This window comes from Ancylobacter sonchi (assembly GCF_018390695.1).
GTDB lineage: Bacteria > Pseudomonadota > Alphaproteobacteria > Rhizobiales > Xanthobacteraceae > Ancylobacter > Ancylobacter sonchi.
This window is the reverse complement of record NZ_JAHBGF010000011.1, coordinates 203,706-221,969: the sequence shown is the minus strand read 5'-3', so window position 1 is coordinate 221,969 and position 18,264 is coordinate 203,706. Positions and strand designations below refer to the sequence as shown.

Here is an 18,264-nt window from a genome sequence, read left to right as displayed (position 1 = left end):
CGACGCAGCCCCCCTCACGTCGTGCATCGGGATCGTCATGCCGCTCCGCGCGTTCGCCGCTTTCGTGGTTCTCCTTGCCGGTCTCGTCGTCAGTCTTTTGCCGGCCGGCGCGCAGGTGCGCGACGGCGCCGACGCGCTGCAATTGATGACCGCCGCCGGCATGTCGCTGAAGGGCGGCAAGGTGGTGAACCCTTGCGGCCGGCCGACCGACCCCAAGGTGAAGTTCATCGACCTCGACGGCGACGGCCGGCAGGAGGCGGTGTCGCAGGATCGCGATCCGGCCTGCTACGGGGCCAAGCCCGGCATCCAGTCCAAGGTGCTGGCGCGCGACCGCGCCGGGCGCTGGGTGGCGATCGGCACGGTGCCCGGCGTGGTGAAGCCGCTCGGTACCCGCGCGCATGGCTGGGCGGACTTCACGCTGGAGGGCAAGGGCTGCCAGCCGGTGTGGCATTTCGACAGGCAGCGCTATCAGGCGGCGAACTGTCCGCCGGTCGCGCCGCCGGTCGCCGCTGTGCCCGCCAAGCCGGCAGCGCCGGCAGCGGCCAGCCCGGCGGCGGCAGAACCGAACGTGGTGTCGTCGAAGCCGGCGGTATCCGGCGTACCCGGGCCGGCGGACAATCTCGGCCTGTTCCCCGAGACTTATGGCAGCTTCGCGCCGAACGGCGACTGCACGCAATTGCCGAGGGCGACGGTGAGCGCCAAGGAGATCCGTATCGAAACGGCGGCCGGATCGGCAGCCTTCGCCAAGCCGGGCCTGCTCACCAATTACATGGGCACCGAGGACCCTTCCATCACCTATTTCCTGCAGGGCGAAGGCGAGGGCCTCATCGTCTCGGTGCTGCGCAATGAGTTGTGGACCTCGGACGGCGACCATCTGGGCGCCGCCGAGCGGGCGCTGGCCGCCGTCGCCGGCAAGGGGCCGCTGAGACGCTGCGGGGCGCAGGTCGCCGAGCCGGAGCCGCAGACGCAGGCGCCGCCGCCCATGCGGGCGAGCGCGGCGCCCGGCGTGGACCAGTTCGCCGATATCGGCGCAATGACCGATCCTGGCTTCAAGGCCGCCTATCTGAAGGCGCTCGGCCCGCTCGCCAGAACCGAGGGCTGGCTGGTCGACATGCAGGGGCCGGGCGAGCAGAAGATCGAGACGCTGGCGGGTGCGCGCTACCTGCTGGTCGCCACCTGCAAGACGCATGATTGCGGCGACAACGCCATGCTGGTGCTCTACCGGCCGGAGAACGGGGAGCTGTTCGGCCTCGTCTCGGTGAAGCGCATGAAGAAGCCGCTCGGCAGCGTGCCGCCGGCGTTGCGGCCAGAGCTCATGCGGCTGTGGAAGGCCGAGTGGCCGGCCGGGTGAACGGGCTTCAGCGCGGTACGGAGATGAAGGCGGCGATTGCCTCCGCTACGCCGGGCGCCAGCGGCAGGCCGGAATCGGCATAGGTGGCGAGATTGGCGGCGCGGTCGTCGGCCGGCACCCGTTTCAGCACATGATTGACGCCCGGCAGGCGGATGAGCGTCGCCGACGGCAAGGCAGCCTTGAGGAGCGCGGAGTCCGCTTCGCTCACCTGCAGATCGCGCGTGCCCTGCAGGATCAGTACCGGCAGGCGGCTATTCGCGAGCGCCGGGGCCGGATCGAAGGCGAAGGCGGAGATCAGGTAATCCTGGACCTGCGGCGCGAAGATCGGCCGCAGCGGCGCGGCGAGCGCTGCCGGATCGACATGCCGGCCGGCTTCGAGCACCGCGATGGCGTCGAGGAGCGCGGCACGATAGGGCGCATTGGCCGGGTTGGCTCCGAACTGCTCGCGCAGCACCGCCCCCATCGGCCGGCCCGGCGTGGCGATGAGGACGAGGCCGCACAGGCCGGCGGGATCGGCGGCGGCCTTCAAGGCGACGAGGCCGCCCTCACTGTGGCCGACCAGCCAGACGCAGGGCGCGCCGCTGCGCCGGCGGAGCGCGGTCGCCCATGTGCGGAGGTCGGCGGCGTAGTCGTCGAGGGTGACGGCGTTCGGATCGGGGATGGCGTCGCGGCTGCCGGCAATGCCGCGCTTGTCGAAGCGCAGGCTGGCGATGCCGCGCGCCGCCAGCGCTTCGGCCAGCAGGCGATAGGGCGCGGCCTTCAGGCCGAGCGGACTGTTGCCGTCGCGGTCCGTGGGGCCGGAGCCGGGCACGAGAATCGCCACCGGCTGGCCGGGAACGGTCGGATTCGCCGCCGCCGGCTCCAGCAGCGTACCGCGGAGCGGGCCGTGAGGGCCGGCGACGTCGAGTTCGGTGGCTTCGGGCTGTGCGGCCTGCACGGTCGTGGCCGTTGTCGTGGCGGCCATCATGGCGGTCGCCGGGACGACGAGGGCGAGGGCCGCGAGCGGGAGGGCGCATCGGGTGCGCCATCCTCCCGCGTGATGCAGACCCTGCCGCCGCATGGCGCGGGGCGGACGGCTCAGCCCGGGAACGCCGCGCGGTGCAACTTGGCGGCGGCCTTGGAGAGCTCGACGATGCGGTCCCAGTCGCCGGTGGCGATGGCGTCGTTCGGGCACACCCAGGAGCCGCCGACCGCGAGGATGTTGGGCTGCGACAGGTACTTGCCGACATTGTCCGGGCCGATGCCGCCGGTGGGGCAGAAGCGCAGGTCCGGCAGTGGCGCGGCGAGCGACTTGATCAGGTTCGAGCCGCCGACCGCCTCGGCCGGGAACAGCTTCAGCACCGAGAAGCCCATGGCGGCCAGCGTCATCGCCTCGGAGGCGGTGGCGCAGCCGGGAAGCACCGGCACCGGCGCCTCGGCGAAAGCCTCCAGCAGCGCCGGGGTGACGCCGGGCGAGACCAGGAAGCGGGCGCCCGCGGCGATCGACTTCTCGACCAGGTCCGGCCGGGTGACGGTGCCGGCGCCGACCACGGCATCCGGTACTTCCGCCGCGATGGCGGCCATCGCCTCCAGCGCCGCCGGGGTGCGCAGCGTGACCTCGATGAGCGGCAGCCCGCCCTCGACCAGCGCGCGGGCGAGCTTCACGCCGGCCGTGACGCTGGGCACGGTGACGACGGGCACGACCGGAGCGCGGGCGAGGAGGAAGCTGGGATCGGGAAGCGACATTGTGAGACCTTTGGTGGCGACCTTGGGCGGAAAGCTTTGGACGAAGAGCTTGAGACGGATGACGCAGCGACGGCACGGCACGGACGGCGCCCGAGGGCACGAACCTATCAAAAGCGCCCGGCACGGATTGTCGAGAGGCTTGCCGAGTTTTATGCCGTCAGGCGACGCGTTTGTCTCGCGCCGATATCGTCTCTCGCCCATGCGGCGGCCGCATGCTTCCGGCATATGCCTTGCACGGCCGTCGGTTCCGCGTCCCGTACCGCGAGTGTGCCGCATGCCGCCGATCTTCAGCTACGACCAGCCCTATCCCCGCGACCTCATCGGCTATGGCCGTCACGCGCCGGACCCGCGCTGGCCGGGCCGGGCGCGGGTGGCGGTGCAGTTCGTGGTCAATTACGAGGAAGGCGGCGAGAACTGCATCCTGCATGGCGATGCCGCCTCCGAGGCCTTTCTCTCCGAGATCGTCGGCGCCCAGCCCTGGCCGGGCATGCGGCACATGAACATGGAGTCGATCTACGAATATGGCGCCCGCGCCGGCTTCTGGCGGCTGTGGCGGCTGTTCACCCGCCGCAACCTGCCGGTCACGGTGTTCGGCGTGGCCACCGCGCTCGCCCGCAACCCGGAGGCGGTGGCGGCGATGAAGGAGGCGGACTGGGAGATCGCCAGCCACGGGCTGCGCTGGATCGACTATCGCGACCACAGCTACGCGGCGGAGAAGGCGGATTTCGACGCCGCCATCGCCCTGCACACCCAGGTGACCGGCGAGCGGCCGCTCGGCTGGTACACCGGGCGCACCTCGGTCAACTCGCGGCAGATCACCATGGAGGAGGGCGGCCTCCTCTATGATTCCGACACCTATGCCGACGATCTGCCCTATTGGGTGGCCGGGCCGACCAAGCCGCATTTGACCATCCCCTACACGCTCGACGCCAACGACATGCGCTTCGCCATTCCGGCGGGGTTCTCCAATGGCGACGCGTTCTTCGCCTATCTGCGCGACAGCTTCGACGCGCTCTATGCCGAGGGCTCGGAAGCGCCGAAGATGATGTCGGTGGGGCTGCATTGCCGCCTCGTCGGCCGGCCGGGGCGGATCGTGGCGCTGGAGCGCTTCCTCGACCACATCGCCCGCCACGACCGGGTATGGGTGCCGCGCCGCATCGACATCGCCCGCCACTGGCATGCCGAGCATCCGCCGGTGTGAGGAGGGACGCGATGATGAAGCCGATCCTGCGCACTGCCGGCGTGCTGGCGCTCTGTATGGCTGCCGGCGCGGCCGGCGCCGACACCCTCACCATTCCCCTGCCCAAGGGCGCCAGGGCGCAGACGATCCACGCCGCCTATCGCTGCGCCGACGGCGGCCGGCTCAAGGTGAGCTATTACAATGCGCCGCCGGTGGCGCTGGCGAGCCTCACGGTCGGCGGCGAGTTCGTGGTGCTGGCCAATGTGCTGTCCGGCTCCGGCGCCCGCTATGCCGGCGGTCGCTTCATCTGGTGGAGCAAGGGCAATAATGGCGACCTCTACGACCTCACCAAGGGCGAAAACGCCCCGCCGCTGAACTGCACGGGCGAGTAGCGGGGCGGACGCACCTGCCGCGCTCAATCCCGCGCGGAGAGGCGGGCGGGTAGATGGCGCTGCACGACGAGGACCAGGATCGCCGTCGACCAGCCGAACATCAGGATGCCGTTCGCCGAGGCGAGCGGGCCGAGCAGGCGGGTATCCACCATCTTCTGCGAGCCGCCATAGCCGAGCGTCGTGTAGTTGACGAAGGCGGAATAGTAGGCGTCCTCGGAGCGCTCGGCGAGGCCGAGGCTGTCGAACAGCAGGCCCCACAGGCCGACCTCCAGCACATGGGCCGACAGCATCACCAGATAGGTGGCGACCAGCGCGATGGTGAAGCGGAGATGGGCGCGCGTGCGCATGACGTCGTGGAACGGGTTCATCAGCACCACGAGCAGCAGCGTGCCGCCGAGATGGATCAGCATGGCGATGAGGCTGACCGACAGGCCGAGGGCGAGGTCGCTTATCATGAGGGCAACTTGAACGATGGGCGAACGGAGCGAATCGGTGAGCGATAGCCTTATCATCCGTGCCATGCGGCCGGAGGAAATCCCCCTAGCCCTCGACTGGGCGGCCGGGGAGGGATGGAATCCGGGTCGCGCCGATGCCGGCGCCTTCGGCGCGGTCGATCCGCAGGGCTTCCTGATCGCCGAGCAGGGCGGGATACCGGCGGCGGTGATCTCGGTGGTGAATTATGACGCCGCCTTCGCCTTTCTCGGCTTCTACATCGTGCGGCCGGAGATGCGCGGGCATGGCATCGGCTACCGGCTGTGGCAGGCCGGCCTCGCCCATGCCGGGGTACGCAGCATCGGGCTCGACGGGGTGGTGGCGCAGCAGGCGAACTACGCCAGGGAGGGTTTCGCGCTGTCCCATCGCAACATCCGGTTTCGCGCCGTCGCGCGGGCGGGTGGCGCCATGCCGGCGGGGATCGTCGACCTGCGCGAGGTGCCGTTCGCACAGATGGCGGCGGACGACGCGCTGGTGTTTCCAGCGGCGCGGGACGCCTTCCTCGCCCGCTGGCGCGACACGCCCGGCCATGTCGGGCGGGCGCTGATGCGCGGGGGCCGGCTCGCCGGCTGGGGGGTGATCCGGCCGGCGCGCGCCGGCTTCAAGATCGGGCCGCTCAACGCCGAGGACCCGCAGGCGGCCGAGGCGGTGCTCGCCGCGCTGCTGGCGGTGGCGGAGGGCGGCGAGGTGTTTCTCGACGTGCCCGAGCCGAACGCGGCGGCGGTGGCGCTGGCCGGGCGCCATGGCTTCTCGCCGGTGTTCGAGACCGCGCGCATGTATCGCGGGCCGGTGCGGCCGGTGGCGCTGGAGCGGCTCTACGGGGTGGCGAGCTTCGAGCTCGGCTGATCACTCCGGCGGCGGCACGGCGGTGCGGCGCCTGCCCCACAGCGTGGCGATGGCGATGCCGGACAGGACCAGCGCGTAGCCGACCGCGTGGTAGAGATGGAAGGACTCGCCGAGAAAGGCGATCGCCAGCACCGAGCCGAACACCGGCATCAGGTGGAAGAACGGCGCGGCGCGGTTCGGGCCGACGAGATGCACGCCCCGGATGAAGCAGAGATAGGCGAGCACCGAGGGGAACACGCCGATATAGACGACGACCGCCAGCGTCTTGAGATCGGCGTGGAACGGCACGCCCTCCATGCGCTCCCAGATGAAGAGCGGCGCCAGCATCAGGCTGCCGAGCACGGTGGTGACGGTGAGGAAGCCGATCGGCGTCATGCCCGGCCGCCGCGCCAGCAGCGCCGAATAGGCGCCGTAGATCACCATTGCGGCGATGGCCCAGAGGTCGCCGACGTTGAAATCGATGTGCAGCGCCACCGCCGGGTCGCCACGGCAGATGATGACGAAGACGCCGAGCAGCGACAAAAGGATGCCGGCGAGCTGGCCGAGCGACAGGCGCTCGCGATTGATGGCCAGCGACCAGAAGGCGATCATCAGCGGGCCGGTCGACTGGATGAGCAGCGCGTTGATCGCCGGGGTGTATTGCAGGCCCCAATACATCATGGTGTTGAAGGCGGCGATGCCGGTGAGCGACAGCACCAGCACCACGACGACATGGCCGCGCAGCAGCGTCCATTCGCGCCGCAGCAGCGGCCAGGCGAACGGCATGAGGATCGCCGAGGCGATCACCCAGCGCAGGAAGGCGAGGCCGATGGGCGGCACATGGCCGGCGGCAAGCCGGCCGACCACGATGTTGCCGGCCCAGAACAAGCTCGTCAGCGACAGCAGCAGATAAGGCGCATCATTGAGCCGGCGGAACATGGCGGGACCGGAATGCCTGCGAAACGGGCATTCGATCTAGAGGCTTTTGCCCCGCTTTGGAATTGGCCGGTCGATGAGAAGATGTTGCCGTTGCAATCGCGACTGCTGATGCATCCCGCAAGCCGGGCCCGGCCGCCTTGCGGCGGAGGGGGCTGGCCGTGTTTCTTCCCCGGCGCCGGTCGGCGGGCTGAGTGGTTTTGTCGCGCCGGTTCAGCCGGCGAGGAAGGCGGCGCGCGTCGCCCACGGATCGGCGACGGCGAAACCGCCGGCGATTTCCTGAACGCTCTCGCCGGCGGCGAGGAGGCGGGCGCGCAGCGCGGCGATCTCCGCTTCCGGCAGCAGCACCTCGTAGCGCACCAGGCCGACCGACCCCTCGGGCGCCGGGCCGCCGCGCCGGCTCTGCCAGACATTGAGGCCGAGATGGTGGTGATAGCCGCCAGCCGACACAAACAGCGCGCCGGGATAGCTCTCGGTGGTGATGGCGAAGCCGAGATGCCCGACATAGAAGCGGCGGGCGGATTCCAGATCCGCGACATTGAGATGCACATGGCCCATGACGGTGGCGTCCGGCATCTTCTGCTCGACCGGCACCAGCGCCGGCGCCTCGGCGATCAGCCGGTGGAGGTCGAGCGGCTCGGTCGCCATGGCGACGCTGCCGCCCTGCCAGCGCCATTCGGCGCGCGCGCGGTCGCGATAGACCTCGATGCCGTTGCCGTCGGGATCGTCGAAATACAGCGCCTCGCTGACCAGATGGTCGGAGGCGCCGATCGGGACGCGGTAGGCGGCGAGGCGGCGCAGCACCACGGCCAGCGCCGTGCGGTCCGGCACCAGGATGGCGAGGTGGAACAGGCCGGTGGTGCCGCGCGGGCGCGGTGTCGCGCCCGGCGCCACCTCCAATTCGACCAGCGCGCGACCGCCGGCGCCGAGGCGAATCTCGCCGTCCGGGCCGGTGCCGAGCGGAGTGAGGCCGACCACGTCGCGGTAGAAGGCGACCGAGCGCGCGCCGTCGCGCACCCGCAGGCGCACCGCGCCCATGCGCAGCGACGCGGGAAGGGCGGGAGCGGTCCCGGCGGAGGGAGCAAGCGTGGGGGCGGTCATGATCGGGCCTCGGAATGCGGTAACGTCAGCTGACAAGGTCGTGCCGCGCTGCCGCGCTGGCAAGCGGGGATCGCTTGCAGGGCTGCAATGTCGTGCTGTCACTACGGCCCGGTCCGATGCTCCCGGGCGGGGGCGGCCTATTCTGGAGGTGGTCCAAGGTTGGACATGTCCTTGCCTCGCTCCGGCCGATCCCTTAAGAGGTGGGCACCCCGGCCGGATCGCTTCGCCGGGTTTCCTTTCGTGCGCGCCCGGTGCTTCCCGTGCCATTTCGCGCGCCGCAATCAGGAGCTCGGCTCGTGGCGAATGTGGTCGTCGTCGGATCCCAATGGGGCGACGAGGGTAAAGGCAAGATTGTCGACTGGCTCAGCGAACAGGCGGACGTCGTGGTCCGCTTCCAGGGCGGGCATAATGCCGGCCATACGCTGGTGGTGGGCAACAAGACCTACAAGCTCTCGCTGCTGCCCTCGGGCCTCGTGCGCGGAGCGCGGCTGTCGGTGATCGGCAATGGCGTGGTGCTGGATCCGCAGGCGCTGATCGACGAGATCGGCCGCATTCGCGACCAGGGTGTCGAGGTGACGCCGGAGCGCCTGCGCATCGCCGAGAACGTCACCCTCATCCTGCCGCTGCACCGCGAGCTCGACGCGATTCGCGAGAACGCCGCCGCTGCCGGCACCAAGATCGGCACCACCAAGCGCGGCATCGGCCCGGCCTATGAGGACAAGGTTGGCCGGCGCGCCATCCGCCTGATGGACCTCGCCTTCCCCGACACGCTCGGCGCCAAGATCGAGCGGCTGCTCACCCATCACAACGCGCTGCGCCGTGGCCTCGGGCTGGACGCGGTCGATGGCGAGGCGCTCAAGGCCGAGCTGCTGGCGCTGGCGCCGAAGGTGCTGCCCTATATGGACCGCACCTGGGCGCTGCTCGACGACGAGCGCCGGCACGGCTCCAAGATCCTGTTCGAAGGCGCGCAGGGCGCGCTGCTCGACGTCGACCACGGCACCTATCCCTTCGTGACCTCCTCCAACACGGTGGCGGCGCAGGCGGCGACGGGCTCCGGCCTCGGGCCGGGAGCGATCGGCTATGTGCTGGGCATCACCAAGGCCTACACCACCCGCGTCGGCGAGGGCCCGTTCCCCTCGGAGCTCGACGACGCGATCGGCCGCAAGATCGGCGAGCGCGGTCATGAGTTCGGCACCGTCACCGGTCGGCCGCGTCGCTGCGGCTGGTTCGACGCCGTGCTGGTGCGCCAGACCGTGCGGACCTCCGGCATCAACGGCATCGCGCTGACCAAGCTCGACGTGCTCGACGGCTTCGCCGAGCTGAAGGTGTGCACCCGCTACCGGCTGGACGGGCAGGAGATCGACTATCTCCCCGCCGGCCAGGACGCGCAGGCGCGGGTCGAGCCGATTTACGAGACCATTGAGGGCTGGACCGAATCCACCGCCGGCGCCCGCTCCTGGGCCGGCCTGCCGGCCGAGGCGGTGAAATATGTCCGTCGTATCGAAGAACTGATCGGTTGCCCGGTGGCGCTGCTGTCCACCAGCCCCGAACGCGATGATACAATCCTCGTGCAGAATCCCTTCGAGGCCTGATACCCCGTATAGGTGATCCCTTAGCGTATGGCTGATTATTACCCGCTTCTCGCCCGCGCCATCGACCAGCAGCCCACCAAGGGCCGCGAGGCGCGCGAGGCGATCTATGCCAGGGCGCGCAAGGCGCTGCTGGCGCAGCTGAGCGGCGTCAATCCGCCCCTGCCGGCGGAGGACGTCGCCCGTCAGCAGGATTTCCTGGAAGTGGCGATCCGCCGGGTGGAAGCCGATTACGGCGCGCATGATCCCGCGCCGGCCGCGGCGCCGGTGCGCCCGGAGCCGCCGGCGCCCGCGCCGGTCGCAGCCCCGCCCAAGACTGCGGCGCCCGCTCCGGCGGCACCGAAGCCCGAAGCCCCCAAGCCTGCCGCGCAGAACCCTGCCGCGCCGCCTCCCGCCGCTCCGAAGCCTGAGCCGGCGGCACCGAAGTCGTTCATACCGATGTCCGAGCAGCCGGCCGTTCCGCCGGCGCCCGTCGACACGCCGACGGCGGAGTTTTCCGGGCGGGCCCCCCGGCCGCGCGCGCTCGATGGCGAGAGCGAGGCGGAGGACGAACTCTGGCAGCGGACCGAACGCCCGCAACTGCTCGACGACGATGCCGGCTTCGACAACGAGACCGACGCATCGGCGAGCGCCGGGCGTGCCGGCCGCAAGCGGCTGATCATTGGCGGCGTGGCGGCGCTGGTGCTGCTGGCGGTTGCCGGCGGGCTGTACACCCAGCGCGGCCGGCTGGCCGGGCTGACGCAGGGCGGCACCTCTCCCGCCGTCCCGGCCCAGCAGGCGGCGCAGGCGCCGGCCGGCACGCCGGCACCGGAGGCGACCGCGAAGTCGACCGACCGGGTGGCCCAGGCGCCGTCGGCGACGACCGCCCAGCAGCCGCTCGCCCCGCCGCCGGCGGTCCAGGCGGCGCCGCGCGCGATGCTGCTCGAGGAATCGGCCGGCAGCGGCCAGGGCGTGCAGCAATTCGTCGGCAAGGTGACCTGGAGCACCGAGAACTTCCAGCCGGGCACCGGACAGGCGCAGGATGTCGGCATCCGCGCGCTGATCGACATACCCGACCGGAACTTCAAGGCGACGATGACGATCCGGCGCAACCCGGACGCCAATATCCCCGCCTCGCATATCGTCGAGGTGCAGTTCCAGCTGCCGCCTGATTTCGACTATGGCAACGTGTCGAGCGTGCCGGGCCTGCAGGCCATGGCCTCGGAAGGCGCGCAGGGCGCCCCGCTGCGCGGCCTCGCCGTGCGGGTGGCGCCGGGCTACTTCCTTGTCGGCCTACTCTCCGGCGAGCGCGAGCAGCAGTACAATCTCAGCATGATGTTCAGCCGCGGCTTCCTCAACGTGCCGGTGGTGTTCGAGAATGGCCGGCGCGCCATCCTCGTGGTGGAGAAGGGTGCCGCCGGCGAGGAAGCCTTCCGCACCGCCTTCGCCGCCTGGGGCCTGCTGCGCCCGCAGCAGCCGGCGCCGGCCAACGGCAACTGACGCGGGACGGCTCGTCTCCGTCCCGTCGCCGCCATTCACATCCGATTTCCGGCCTTCCGCAGCGTCCCTAATACTTAGGGATGATCACCTATGCATTTTACGCATGGGTAGGTTTTGGTATCTGGTAGACCAGATACACGATGTCTCGATTATGGTGCTCTGCAACAGACAACGCCATGGAGGCATCAATGTTCGAGACGGTCTTCCCCGTCCTGCCGGTCCTGATCATCGCCCATGCGTGGCTGACGATCATGATGGCCCACACGCTTTCGGCCGAGGCCGATTTCGCCGCCCTGCCGCCGGAAGCCTATCCGATCTGAGCCTCGCATCGCGGCGGGCGGGGCAGGTTTGAGCCTCGCTCACACGGCTTCCTGCAGCGGCCAGATCTCGACCACGCCATGGGCCACGGCGCACGGCGTGAGGGAGAGCAGGCGGACTGCCTGCGCCATGTCGGCGGCCTCGATCACCGCGAAGCCGGCGACCGGCAGCGGCGCCGACATGAAGGCGCCGTCGGAGGTTTCCAGCCCGGTAGCGTCCGGGTTGCGCAGTTGCACCGGCGGACCGGCGATCCCCATCAGGGCGCCATCATGGCGCAGCTTCTCGTCATGGGAGTGCGCGACCTCGCGCAGGGCGGGAGCGAGGCGCTCATAGCCCGCCCGGTCGCCATATCCGATCGTCAGGAATTTCGGCATGGCCGGTTCCTCCTCTCGCTGCCCGCACCGGCGCGGCGAAGCCCGGGGGCCGCAAGGAGAACGAGCCGGAAGCGGCCGTGGTTCCGTGCCGGTGCGCCAGCTCCCGGACCGGCCGTGCCGTCCTCTTCGGCCGCGACAACAAAAAGCCCCGCTCCGGCAGCCGGAGCGGGGCTTTCATGTTTACCGGGCGCGGGAATACCGCGCCCGGACAGGTGATCGGGCTGCCGCGATCAGGCGGCGGCGCGCTTGTTCAGCACGTCGACCAGCGTCTTGCCGAGGCGCGCGGGGGACGGAGAAACGACGATACCCGCTTCTTCCATCGCCGCGATCTTGTCCTCGGCGCCGCCCTTGCCGCCGGAGATGATGGCGCCGGCATGGCCCATGCGACGACCGGGAGGGGCGGTGCGGCCGGCGATGAAGCCAACCATCGGCTTCTTGCGGCCGCGCTTGGCCTCGTCCTTGAGGAACTGCGCGGCTTCCTCTTCGGCCGAGCCGCCGATCTCGCCGATCATCACGATCGACTCGGTGGCGTCGTCGGCGAGGAACAGCTCGAGCACGTCGATGAACTCGGTGCCCTTCACCGGGTCGCCGCCAATGCCGACCGCGGTGGTCTGGCCGAGGCCTTCCTGCGAGGTCTGGAACACGGCTTCATAGGTGAGCGTGCCAGAGCGCGAGACGATACCGACATTGCCCTTCTTGAAGATGTTGGCCGGCATGATGCCGATCTTCGATTCGCCGGCGGTGACGATGCCCGGGCAGTTCGGGCCGACCAGGCGCGACTTCGAGCCGTCAAGCGCGCGGCGCACCTTCACCATGTCGAGCACCGGGATGCCCTCGGTGATGCAGACGATGAGCGGGATCTCCGCCGCGATCGCCTCGCAGATGGCGTCGGCCGCGCCCGGCGGCGGCACGTAGATGACCGAGGCGTCGGCGCCGGTCTTGTCCTTGGCCTCGGCGACGGTGTCGAACACCGGCAGGCCGAGATGGACGGAGCCGCCCTTGCCCGGCGAGGTGCCGCCGACCACCTTCGAGCCATAGGCCAGCGCCTGCTCGGAGTGGAAGGTACCGTTCTTGCCGGTGAAGCCCTGGGTGATGATCTTCGTCTCTTTGGTGATCAGAACCGACATCACACGGTCTCCTTCACGGCCTTGACGATCTTCTGGGCGGCGTCGTCGAGATCGTCCGCCGGGATGACGTTCAGCCCGCTGTCGCGGATGATCGCCTTGCCTTCCTCGACATTGGTACCCTCGAGGCGCACCACCAGCGGCACTTCGAGGCCGACCGCCTTCACCGCGGCGAGCACGCCGCGCGCGATGACGTCGCACTTCATGATGCCGCCGAAGATGTTGACGAGGATGCCCTTCACCTGCGGATCGGAGGTGATGATCTTGAACGCCGCCGTCACCTTCTCCTCGGTGGCGCCGCCGCCGACGTCGAGGAAGTTGGCCGGGGACTCACCGTAGAGCTGGATGATGTCCAGCGTCGCCATGGCGAGGCCGGCGCCGTTGACCATGCAGCCGATGGTGCCGTCGAGGGCGATATAGGCGAGGTCGTACTTGGACGCCTCGATCTCCTTGGCGTCCTCCTCGCTCTCGTCGCGCAGCGCCAGGATGTCGGCGTGGCGGTAGAGCGAGTTGGAATCGAAGGAGATCTTGGCGTCGAGGCACTTCAGCTCGCCGCCCTTGGTGATCACCAGCGGGTTGATCTCCAGCATCGCCATGTCCTTGGCGACGAAGGCCTTGTAAAGTTTGTCAACCAGCGAGCCGGCCTGCTTGGCGAGGTCGCCGGTCAGCCCGAGCGCCTGGGCGACGGTGCGGCCGTGATGCGGCATGACGCCGGTCGCCGGGTCGACCGAGAAGGTGTGGATCTTCTCGGGGGTCGAATGGGCGACTTCCTCGATGTCCATGCCGCCTTCGGTGGACACCACGAAGGCGACGCGCGAGGTGGCGCGGTCGACCAGCGCGGAGAGGTAGAACTCCTTGTCGATGTCGGAACCTTCCTCGATGTAGACACGGCCCACCTGCTTGCCGGCCGGGCCGGTCTGGATGGTCACCAGCGTCTTGCCGAGGATCTGCTTGGCGTTCGCCGCGGCTTCCGCCGCCGACTTGACGACGCGCACGCCGCCCTTCTCGCCCGCATCGGCTTCCTTGAACTTGCCCTTGCCGCGGCCGCCAGCGTGGATCTGGCTCTTCACGACCCACACCGGGCCGGCGATCTTCGCCGCTGCAGCATCGGCCTCGTCGGCGCTCAGGATGGCGACGCCGCTCGGCACCGGGACCCCGAATTCGCGGAGCACTCCCTTGGCCTGATATTCATGGATATTCATAAATCCCGCTCCTCCACAACCGGACGGACGGGAGCGCGCGCGGCACTCCCGTCTATAGGCGTATCCGTTTTCTCTATTACGCGGTGCAGCGCCGAGACGCTACTGCACAAATGTATTGGCGAGCGTACCGATGCTCTCGATGGTGATCTCCACCGTGTTGGTGGGATCCTTCATGCTGCCGACGCCGAGAGACGTGCCGCAGCAGATCAGGTCGCCGGGATTGAGCGTCATGTCGTGCGAGATGCGGCTCACCAGCTGGCGGGCCGAGAACACCATGTCGCTGATCGGGTAGCGCTGGCGCTCGTCGCCGTTGAGGATGGTGCGCACGACCAGCGTCGCGGGGTCGACGTCGGTGACGACGGCCGGGCCGAACGGGCCGAAGCCGTCGAAGCTCTTGGCCCGCACCCACTGGGCGAAGGTCGCGTCCTTGTTGATGATGTCGGCGGCGGTGATGTCGTTGACGCAGGTGTAGCCGAAGATGTGCGCGTCGGCTTCTTCCTCGGAGACGTTGGTCGCGGTCTTGCCGATGATGATGCCGAGCTCGCCCTCATAGACCACCTTGCCGTCATAGCTCGCCGGCCGGCGCACTTCCGCGCCGGGCTCGGTGAGGCAGGAGCCGGCCTTGAGCAGATAGAGCGGATCGGCCGGGACGGGGGAGTTCAGCTTCGCCGCCAGCGCGTGGAAATTGTTCCACAGCGCGATGATCTTGGTGGGAACCGTCGGGGTGAGCAGCTTCACCGAGGCGAGCGCGAGGCTCTCCCCGGTCGGCTGCGCGCCGTTGAACATGTTGCCGGTGTGGACGGCGATGCCGTCGCCCTCGAGCGTGCCGAAACCGGCGACGCCCGAGCGCTCGAAACGAACCCAATGTGCCATGTACTCGGAACTCAGTTGTAGCAGCCGGCGATCTGGGCGCGCTGGCGCACCAGAGACAGCACGATGTCGATGGTCGGGGTCGGGATGCCAGCGAGGCGTCCCATCTCCTGCACCACGGTGACGAGCGGATCGATCTCCATGGCGCGCGAGCGCTCGAGATCCTGCAGCATCGAGGTCTTGTGCGCGCCGACCGCGCCCGCCCCATCGATGCGGCGCTCGACGCCGACGCGGAAATTGATGCCGGACTGCACCGCGATCTCCTGCGCCTCCAGCATCATCGCCTTGGCGACCGCGCGGGTACCGGGGTCGGAGGCGATGGTGTCGAGGGTGGCGTGGGTGAGCGCGCTGATCGGGTTGAAGCAGAGGTTGCCCCACAGCTTCAGCCAGAGCTCGTCGCGGATGTTGGGCAGCACCGGGGCGCGCATGCCGCCGGCGGCGAAGGCCTCGGACAGCTTGGTCACGCGCTCGGTGATCTCGCCGGAAGGCTCGCCGAGCGGGAACTTGTCGCCATAGACGTGCTGGATCACGCCGGGAGCGATGACCTCGGTGGCGGGATAGACGATGCAGCCGATGGCGCGCTCGGGACGCAGGCCGCCCCACTGCTTGCCGCCGGGATCGATGCTCTCCAGCGTGCGGCCCTCGAGCTGGTCACCGTGCTTGTAATAGTACCAGTAGGGCACGCCGTTGACGGCGGTGACCACCGCGGTGTCGTTGCCGAGCAGCGGCTGCATGGCATCGACCACGCCCGGCACCGAATGGCCCTTGAGCGCGACGATGACATAATCCTGCGGGCCGAGATCGGCGGGGTTGTCGGAGCATGGAATGTGCTCGACGCGTTCCTCGCCGTCGATGATGAGCTTCAGGCCATTGGCCTTCATGGCTTCAAGATGCGGGCCGCGCGCGACCAGGCTGACGTCGACGCCAGCGCGCTTCAGCTGCACGCCGACATAACCGCCGATGGCGCCGGCACCATAAATGCAGACCTTCATTGGGCTCCCTCCATTGTCCGCGTCGACCCCCGTACATCGCGGACGTCATTATCTGGTATTTTGTATGCCATGATTGGGCACACTACGACTTTCGTCAAGGCTCATTTTACCCCCGTGCGCAAACGTCGCGCCTGCCGTTACGTCGGGTTGTTCCGGGCAGGGGGCAGTTTCCCGGCATTGATTCAAGTTAAGCGCGACGGTGGTGTATTGTCTACCGTGTAAAGCGTTGTAAATCGCAGAACAATTGTCTCGTCATGTCATCAAAAGACTGCCCCGGCAGTGGGGTTCCACTACCGGGGCAGCAATGCTTACTCATTTAACGGTGCGGATCCCGATCGGGAAACCGGACCGGGTTATATGGAAAGACGATCACGCATCCGGCGCGACGGTATGGCCGGCGAGCAGCTCGAGCGCCTTGACCAGCGCCGAGTGATCGAGCGCCGCCCCGCCATGCGCCGCGACCGAGGAGAACAGCTGCTGCGCCAGCGCCGTCGACGGCAGCGACATCTGCATCTGCCGCGCGCCGTTCAGCGCCAGGTTCAGGTCCTTCTGGTGCAGCTCGATGCGGAAGCCGGGGTTGAAGGTCCGCTTCACCATGCGCTCGCCATGCACTTCGAGGATGCGCGAATTGGCGAAGCCGCCCATCAGCGCCTGCCGCACCTTCGCCGGATCGGCGCCGGCCTTGGAAGCGAACAGCAGCGCCTCGCCGACCGCCAGGATGTTCAGCGCGACGATGATCTGGTTCGCCACCTTGGTGGTCTGGCCGTCGCCATTGCCGCCGACCAGGGTGATGTTCTTGCCCATCTTCTCGAACAGCGGCTTCACCGTCTCGAAGGCCGCCTCCGGGCCACCGACCATGATGGTGAGCGAGGCGGCCTTGGCGCCGACCTCGCCGCCCGAGACCGGCGCGTCGAGATAATCGCAGCCGAGCTCGTTGATCTTCTTGGCGTATTCCTTGGTCTCCACCGGGGCGATGGAGGACATGTCGACGACGATCTTGCCCGGGGTCAGGCCGGCGGCGACGCCGCCCTCGCCGAACAGCGCCGCGCCGACATGCGGGGTATCGGGCACCATGGTGATGACGATGTCGGCGTTCTTCGCCACCTCGGTGGCGTTGGCGCAGGCGACGCCGCCCTTGCCGGTGAGCTCCGCCGGCACCGGCTTGATGTCGTAGAGATACAGCGTGTGACCGGCGTCGATCAGGTGCCCCGCCATCGGCGCGCCCATGATCCCGAGACCGACAAATCCTACGTTAGCCATTGTTCTTTTCCTCGCGTCCTAGACTTCGAATGAAGGTTGATCAGGCGGCGCCGGTGAGGGCGGAGATCCAGCCGAGGCCGGCGGCGGTGTCGCCCTTGGGCTTGTATTCGCAGCCGACCCAGCCGGTGTAGCCGATGGCGTCGAGATGCTTGAACAGGAAGCCGTAATTGATCTCGCCGGTACCGGGCTCGTTGCGGCCGGGATTGTCGGCGAGCTGCACATGGGCGATCTGGGCGAGGTTCGCCTCGATGGTGCGGGCGAGATCGCCCTCCATGATCTGCATGTGGTAGATGTCGTACTGGATGAACAGGTTGTCGGAGCCGACTTCCTCGATGATCGCCTTGGCCTGCTTCGTATAGTTGAGGAAGAAGCCGGGGATGTCGCGGGTGTTGATCGGCTCGATCAGCAGCTTCAGGCCGGCTTCCTTGATGCGCGGCGCGGCGTATTTCAGGTTGTTCACGAAGGTGTTGTGCAGAATCTCGCGGTCGGCCCCGGCGGGGACGATGCCGGCGAGGATGTTCACCTGCGGGCAGCCGAGCGCGGTGGCGTAGCTGATCGCCTTGTCGACGCCGGCGCGGAATTCGTCGACGCGCTCGGGGAAGATGGCGATGCCGCGCTCGCCGCCGCCCCAATTGCCGGCCGGCAGATTGTGCAGCACCTGCTGCAAATTGTTGGCCTTCAGCTTCGCGACGAGTTCTTCCACCGGGAAGTCATAGGGGAAGAGATATTCAACGCCGGTGAAGCCGGCCGCGGCTGCCTTCTCGAAGCGATCGAGAAAGGGCACCTCGTTGAAGAGCATGGTGAGATTGGCGGCAAAACGGGGCATGGACCGCTCCTAGGCAGGGACAGGATTTTTTGGGCTCATTGCGATCGGGCGGATCGTCCGGTCGATATGAAAGCGTTTTCGTTTCAATCATTTGACGCGGGCCGGCTCTAAGCCGCGACCGGCCCGGCATCATGGCGCCTCCGACGCCGGCAGGGGTGTGGAGGCGCGCTGAGGGGCACAGGCAGCGGCCTGCGCCCTCCGTCACGGGGCGACGGGCGCCCCGCGCGG

Annotated in this window: 18 protein-coding genes and 1 pseudogene; 7 read left to right on the top strand and 12 right to left on the bottom strand. The window is 68.7% G+C overall.

All coding sequences use genetic code 11. The features are described from left to right. The first annotated feature begins 37 nt into the window (after window positions 1–37). Window positions 38–1,351: an Ivy family c-type lysozyme inhibitor gene (locus KHC28_RS04470; protein ID WP_214007124.1), complete on the top strand. Its 1,314-nt coding sequence runs from the start codon at window positions 38–40 to the stop codon at window positions 1,349–1,351. Window positions 1,352–1,358: 7 nt separating this feature from the next. Here the strand turns inward: KHC28_RS04470 and KHC28_RS04465 are convergent, their stop codons facing one another. After that, window positions 1,359–2,315 carry an alpha/beta hydrolase gene (locus KHC28_RS04465; RefSeq protein WP_214007123.1) on the bottom strand — a complete coding sequence of 319 codons (957 nt, stop codon included), beginning with the start codon at window positions 2,313–2,315 and terminating at the stop codon, window positions 1,359–1,361. 113 nt (window positions 2,316–2,428) lie between these two features. After that, the gene (gene eda / locus KHC28_RS04460; protein ID WP_214007122.1) at window positions 2,429–3,076 is read right to left on the bottom strand and encodes a bifunctional 4-hydroxy-2-oxoglutarate aldolase/2-dehydro-3-deoxy-phosphogluconate aldolase; all 648 of its coding nucleotides are present in this window, start codon (window positions 3,074–3,076) and stop codon (window positions 2,429–2,431) included. A gap of 274 nt (window positions 3,077–3,350) precedes the next feature. On the opposite strand from eda, the pseudogene puuE reads away from it, so the two are divergent. Beyond that, window positions 3,351–4,268 (top strand): annotated as a pseudogene (gene puuE / locus KHC28_RS04455) (allantoinase PuuE); the annotation flags it as partial. A 20-nt stretch (window positions 4,269–4,288) separates the two neighbouring features. Continuing rightward, window positions 4,289–4,648 (top strand): MliC family protein, encoded by a 360-nt coding sequence (locus KHC28_RS04450; RefSeq protein WP_246564277.1) that lies wholly within the window; start codon window positions 4,289–4,291, stop codon window positions 4,646–4,648. Window positions 4,649–4,671: 23 nt separating this feature from the next. On the opposite strand, the gene KHC28_RS04445 is transcribed toward KHC28_RS04450, so the two are convergent. Beyond that, window positions 4,672–5,103, bottom strand: a complete 432-nt coding sequence (locus KHC28_RS04445; RefSeq protein WP_214007120.1) for a two pore domain potassium channel family protein — start codon at window positions 5,101–5,103, stop codon at window positions 4,672–4,674. Window positions 5,104–5,140: 37 nt separating this feature from the next. Here KHC28_RS04445 and KHC28_RS04440 point away from each other — a divergent pair, with 37 nt between their 5' ends. Then, the gene (locus KHC28_RS04440) at window positions 5,141–5,986 is read left to right on the top strand and encodes a GNAT family N-acetyltransferase (RefSeq protein ID WP_312893081.1); all 846 of its coding nucleotides are present in this window, start codon (window positions 5,141–5,143) and stop codon (window positions 5,984–5,986) included. Here KHC28_RS04440 and KHC28_RS04435 read toward each other — a convergent pair whose 3' ends face one another. Together KHC28_RS04435 and KHC28_RS04430 are read right to left on the bottom strand one after the other, a co-directional pair. Beyond that, complete coding sequence (locus KHC28_RS04435; RefSeq protein ID WP_214007118.1) at window positions 5,987–6,904, bottom strand: DMT family transporter; 918 nt, start codon at window positions 6,902–6,904, stop codon at window positions 5,987–5,989. It abuts the gene before it with no gap. 210 nt (window positions 6,905–7,114) lie between these two features. Further along, window positions 7,115–8,002, bottom strand: a complete 888-nt coding sequence (locus KHC28_RS04430) for a VOC family protein (RefSeq protein ID WP_214007117.1) — start codon at window positions 8,000–8,002, stop codon at window positions 7,115–7,117. Between the two features lie 296 nt (window positions 8,003–8,298). Here KHC28_RS04430 and KHC28_RS04425 point away from each other — a divergent pair, with 296 nt between their 5' ends. The 3 genes from KHC28_RS04425 to KHC28_RS27655 all read left to right on the top strand — a co-directional run bounded on the left by KHC28_RS04425 (window position 8,299) and on the right by KHC28_RS27655 (window position 11,390). Then, entirely contained in the window at window positions 8,299–9,594 is a 1,296-nt protein-coding gene (locus tag KHC28_RS04425) for an adenylosuccinate synthase (RefSeq protein ID WP_214007116.1), read from the top strand. A gap of 27 nt (window positions 9,595–9,621) precedes the next feature. Next, a complete protein-coding gene (locus KHC28_RS04420) occupies window positions 9,622–11,070 on the top strand; it encodes a hypothetical protein (protein WP_214007115.1) in 1,449 nt (482 codons plus the stop codon). Window positions 11,071–11,258: 188 nt separating this feature from the next. Then, a complete protein-coding gene (locus KHC28_RS27655) occupies window positions 11,259–11,390 on the top strand; it encodes a hypothetical protein (protein ID WP_281419069.1) in 132 nt (43 codons plus the stop codon). 39 nt (window positions 11,391–11,429) lie between these two features. Here KHC28_RS27655 and KHC28_RS04415 read toward each other — a convergent pair whose 3' ends face one another. The 7 genes from KHC28_RS04415 to hyi form a co-directional block, all read right to left on the bottom strand. Next, a complete protein-coding gene (locus KHC28_RS04415) occupies window positions 11,430–11,762 on the bottom strand; it encodes a YciI family protein (RefSeq protein ID WP_214007114.1) in 333 nt (110 codons plus the stop codon). A gap of 230 nt (window positions 11,763–11,992) precedes the next feature. Beyond that, on the bottom strand, window positions 11,993–12,889 hold the full coding sequence (gene sucD / locus KHC28_RS04410) for a succinate--CoA ligase subunit alpha (RefSeq protein WP_214007113.1): 897 nt from the start codon (window positions 12,887–12,889) through the stop codon (window positions 11,993–11,995). Beyond that, window positions 12,889–14,088 carry an ADP-forming succinate--CoA ligase subunit beta gene (gene sucC, locus KHC28_RS04405; protein ID WP_214007112.1) on the bottom strand — a complete coding sequence of 400 codons (1,200 nt, stop codon included), beginning with the start codon at window positions 14,086–14,088 and terminating at the stop codon, window positions 12,889–12,891. The genes sucD and sucC overlap by 1 nt, the downstream gene beginning before the upstream one ends. 99 nt (window positions 14,089–14,187) lie before the next feature. After that, window positions 14,188–14,961, bottom strand: coding sequence for a fumarylacetoacetate hydrolase family protein (locus KHC28_RS04400; RefSeq protein WP_214007111.1), 774 nt, complete (start codon window positions 14,959–14,961; stop codon window positions 14,188–14,190). A gap of 11 nt (window positions 14,962–14,972) precedes the next feature. Beyond that, entirely contained in the window at window positions 14,973–15,950 is a 978-nt protein-coding gene (locus KHC28_RS04395) for a 2-dehydropantoate 2-reductase (RefSeq protein WP_214007110.1), read from the bottom strand. A 369-nt stretch (window positions 15,951–16,319) separates the two neighbouring features. Continuing rightward, the gene (locus tag KHC28_RS04390; protein ID WP_214007109.1) at window positions 16,320–17,210 is read right to left on the bottom strand and encodes a 2-hydroxy-3-oxopropionate reductase; all 891 of its coding nucleotides are present in this window, start codon (window positions 17,208–17,210) and stop codon (window positions 16,320–16,322) included. A 40-nt stretch (window positions 17,211–17,250) separates the two neighbouring features. After that, entirely contained in the window at window positions 17,251–18,036 is a 786-nt protein-coding gene (hyi, locus tag KHC28_RS04385; protein WP_214007108.1) for a hydroxypyruvate isomerase, read from the bottom strand. Window positions 18,037–18,264 lie beyond the last annotated feature (228 nt).

Coding starts and splice junctions, on each gene's coding strand:
- KHC28_RS27655 (WP_281419069.1), top strand. CDS start 11,259: ATGTTCGAGACGGTCTTCCCCGTCCTGCCGGTCCTGATCATCGCCCAT.
- KHC28_RS04430 (WP_214007117.1), bottom strand. CDS start 8,002: ATGACCGCCCCCACGCTTGCTCCCTCCGCCGGGACCGCTCCCGCCCTT.
- KHC28_RS04465 (WP_214007123.1), bottom strand. CDS start 2,315: ATGGCCGCCACGACAACGGCCACGACCGTGCAGGCCGCACAGCCCGAA.
- hyi (WP_214007108.1), bottom strand. CDS start 18,036: ATGCCCCGTTTTGCCGCCAATCTCACCATGCTCTTCAACGAGGTGCCC.
- KHC28_RS04445 (WP_214007120.1), bottom strand. CDS start 5,103: ATGATAAGCGACCTCGCCCTCGGCCTGTCGGTCAGCCTCATCGCCATG.
- KHC28_RS04415 (WP_214007114.1), bottom strand. CDS start 11,762: ATGCCGAAATTCCTGACGATCGGATATGGCGACCGGGCGGGCTATGAG.
- KHC28_RS04435 (WP_214007118.1), bottom strand. CDS start 6,904: ATGTTCCGCCGGCTCAATGATGCGCCTTATCTGCTGCTGTCGCTGACG.
- sucC (WP_214007112.1), bottom strand. CDS start 14,088: ATGAATATCCATGAATATCAGGCCAAGGGAGTGCTCCGCGAATTCGGG.
- KHC28_RS04470 (WP_214007124.1), top strand. CDS start 38: ATGCCGCTCCGCGCGTTCGCCGCTTTCGTGGTTCTCCTTGCCGGTCTC.
- sucD (WP_214007113.1), bottom strand. CDS start 12,889: ATGTCGGTTCTGATCACCAAAGAGACGAAGATCATCACCCAGGGCTTC.
- KHC28_RS04450 (WP_246564277.1), top strand. CDS start 4,289: ATGATGAAGCCGATCCTGCGCACTGCCGGCGTGCTGGCGCTCTGTATG.
- eda (WP_214007122.1), bottom strand. CDS start 3,076: ATGTCGCTTCCCGATCCCAGCTTCCTCCTCGCCCGCGCTCCGGTCGTG.
- KHC28_RS04395 (WP_214007110.1), bottom strand. CDS start 15,950: ATGAAGGTCTGCATTTATGGTGCCGGCGCCATCGGCGGTTATGTCGGC.
- KHC28_RS04420 (WP_214007115.1), top strand. CDS start 9,622: ATGGCTGATTATTACCCGCTTCTCGCCCGCGCCATCGACCAGCAGCCC.
- KHC28_RS04390 (WP_214007109.1), bottom strand. CDS start 17,210: ATGGCTAACGTAGGATTTGTCGGTCTCGGGATCATGGGCGCGCCGATG.
- KHC28_RS04400 (WP_214007111.1), bottom strand. CDS start 14,961: ATGGCACATTGGGTTCGTTTCGAGCGCTCGGGCGTCGCCGGTTTCGGC.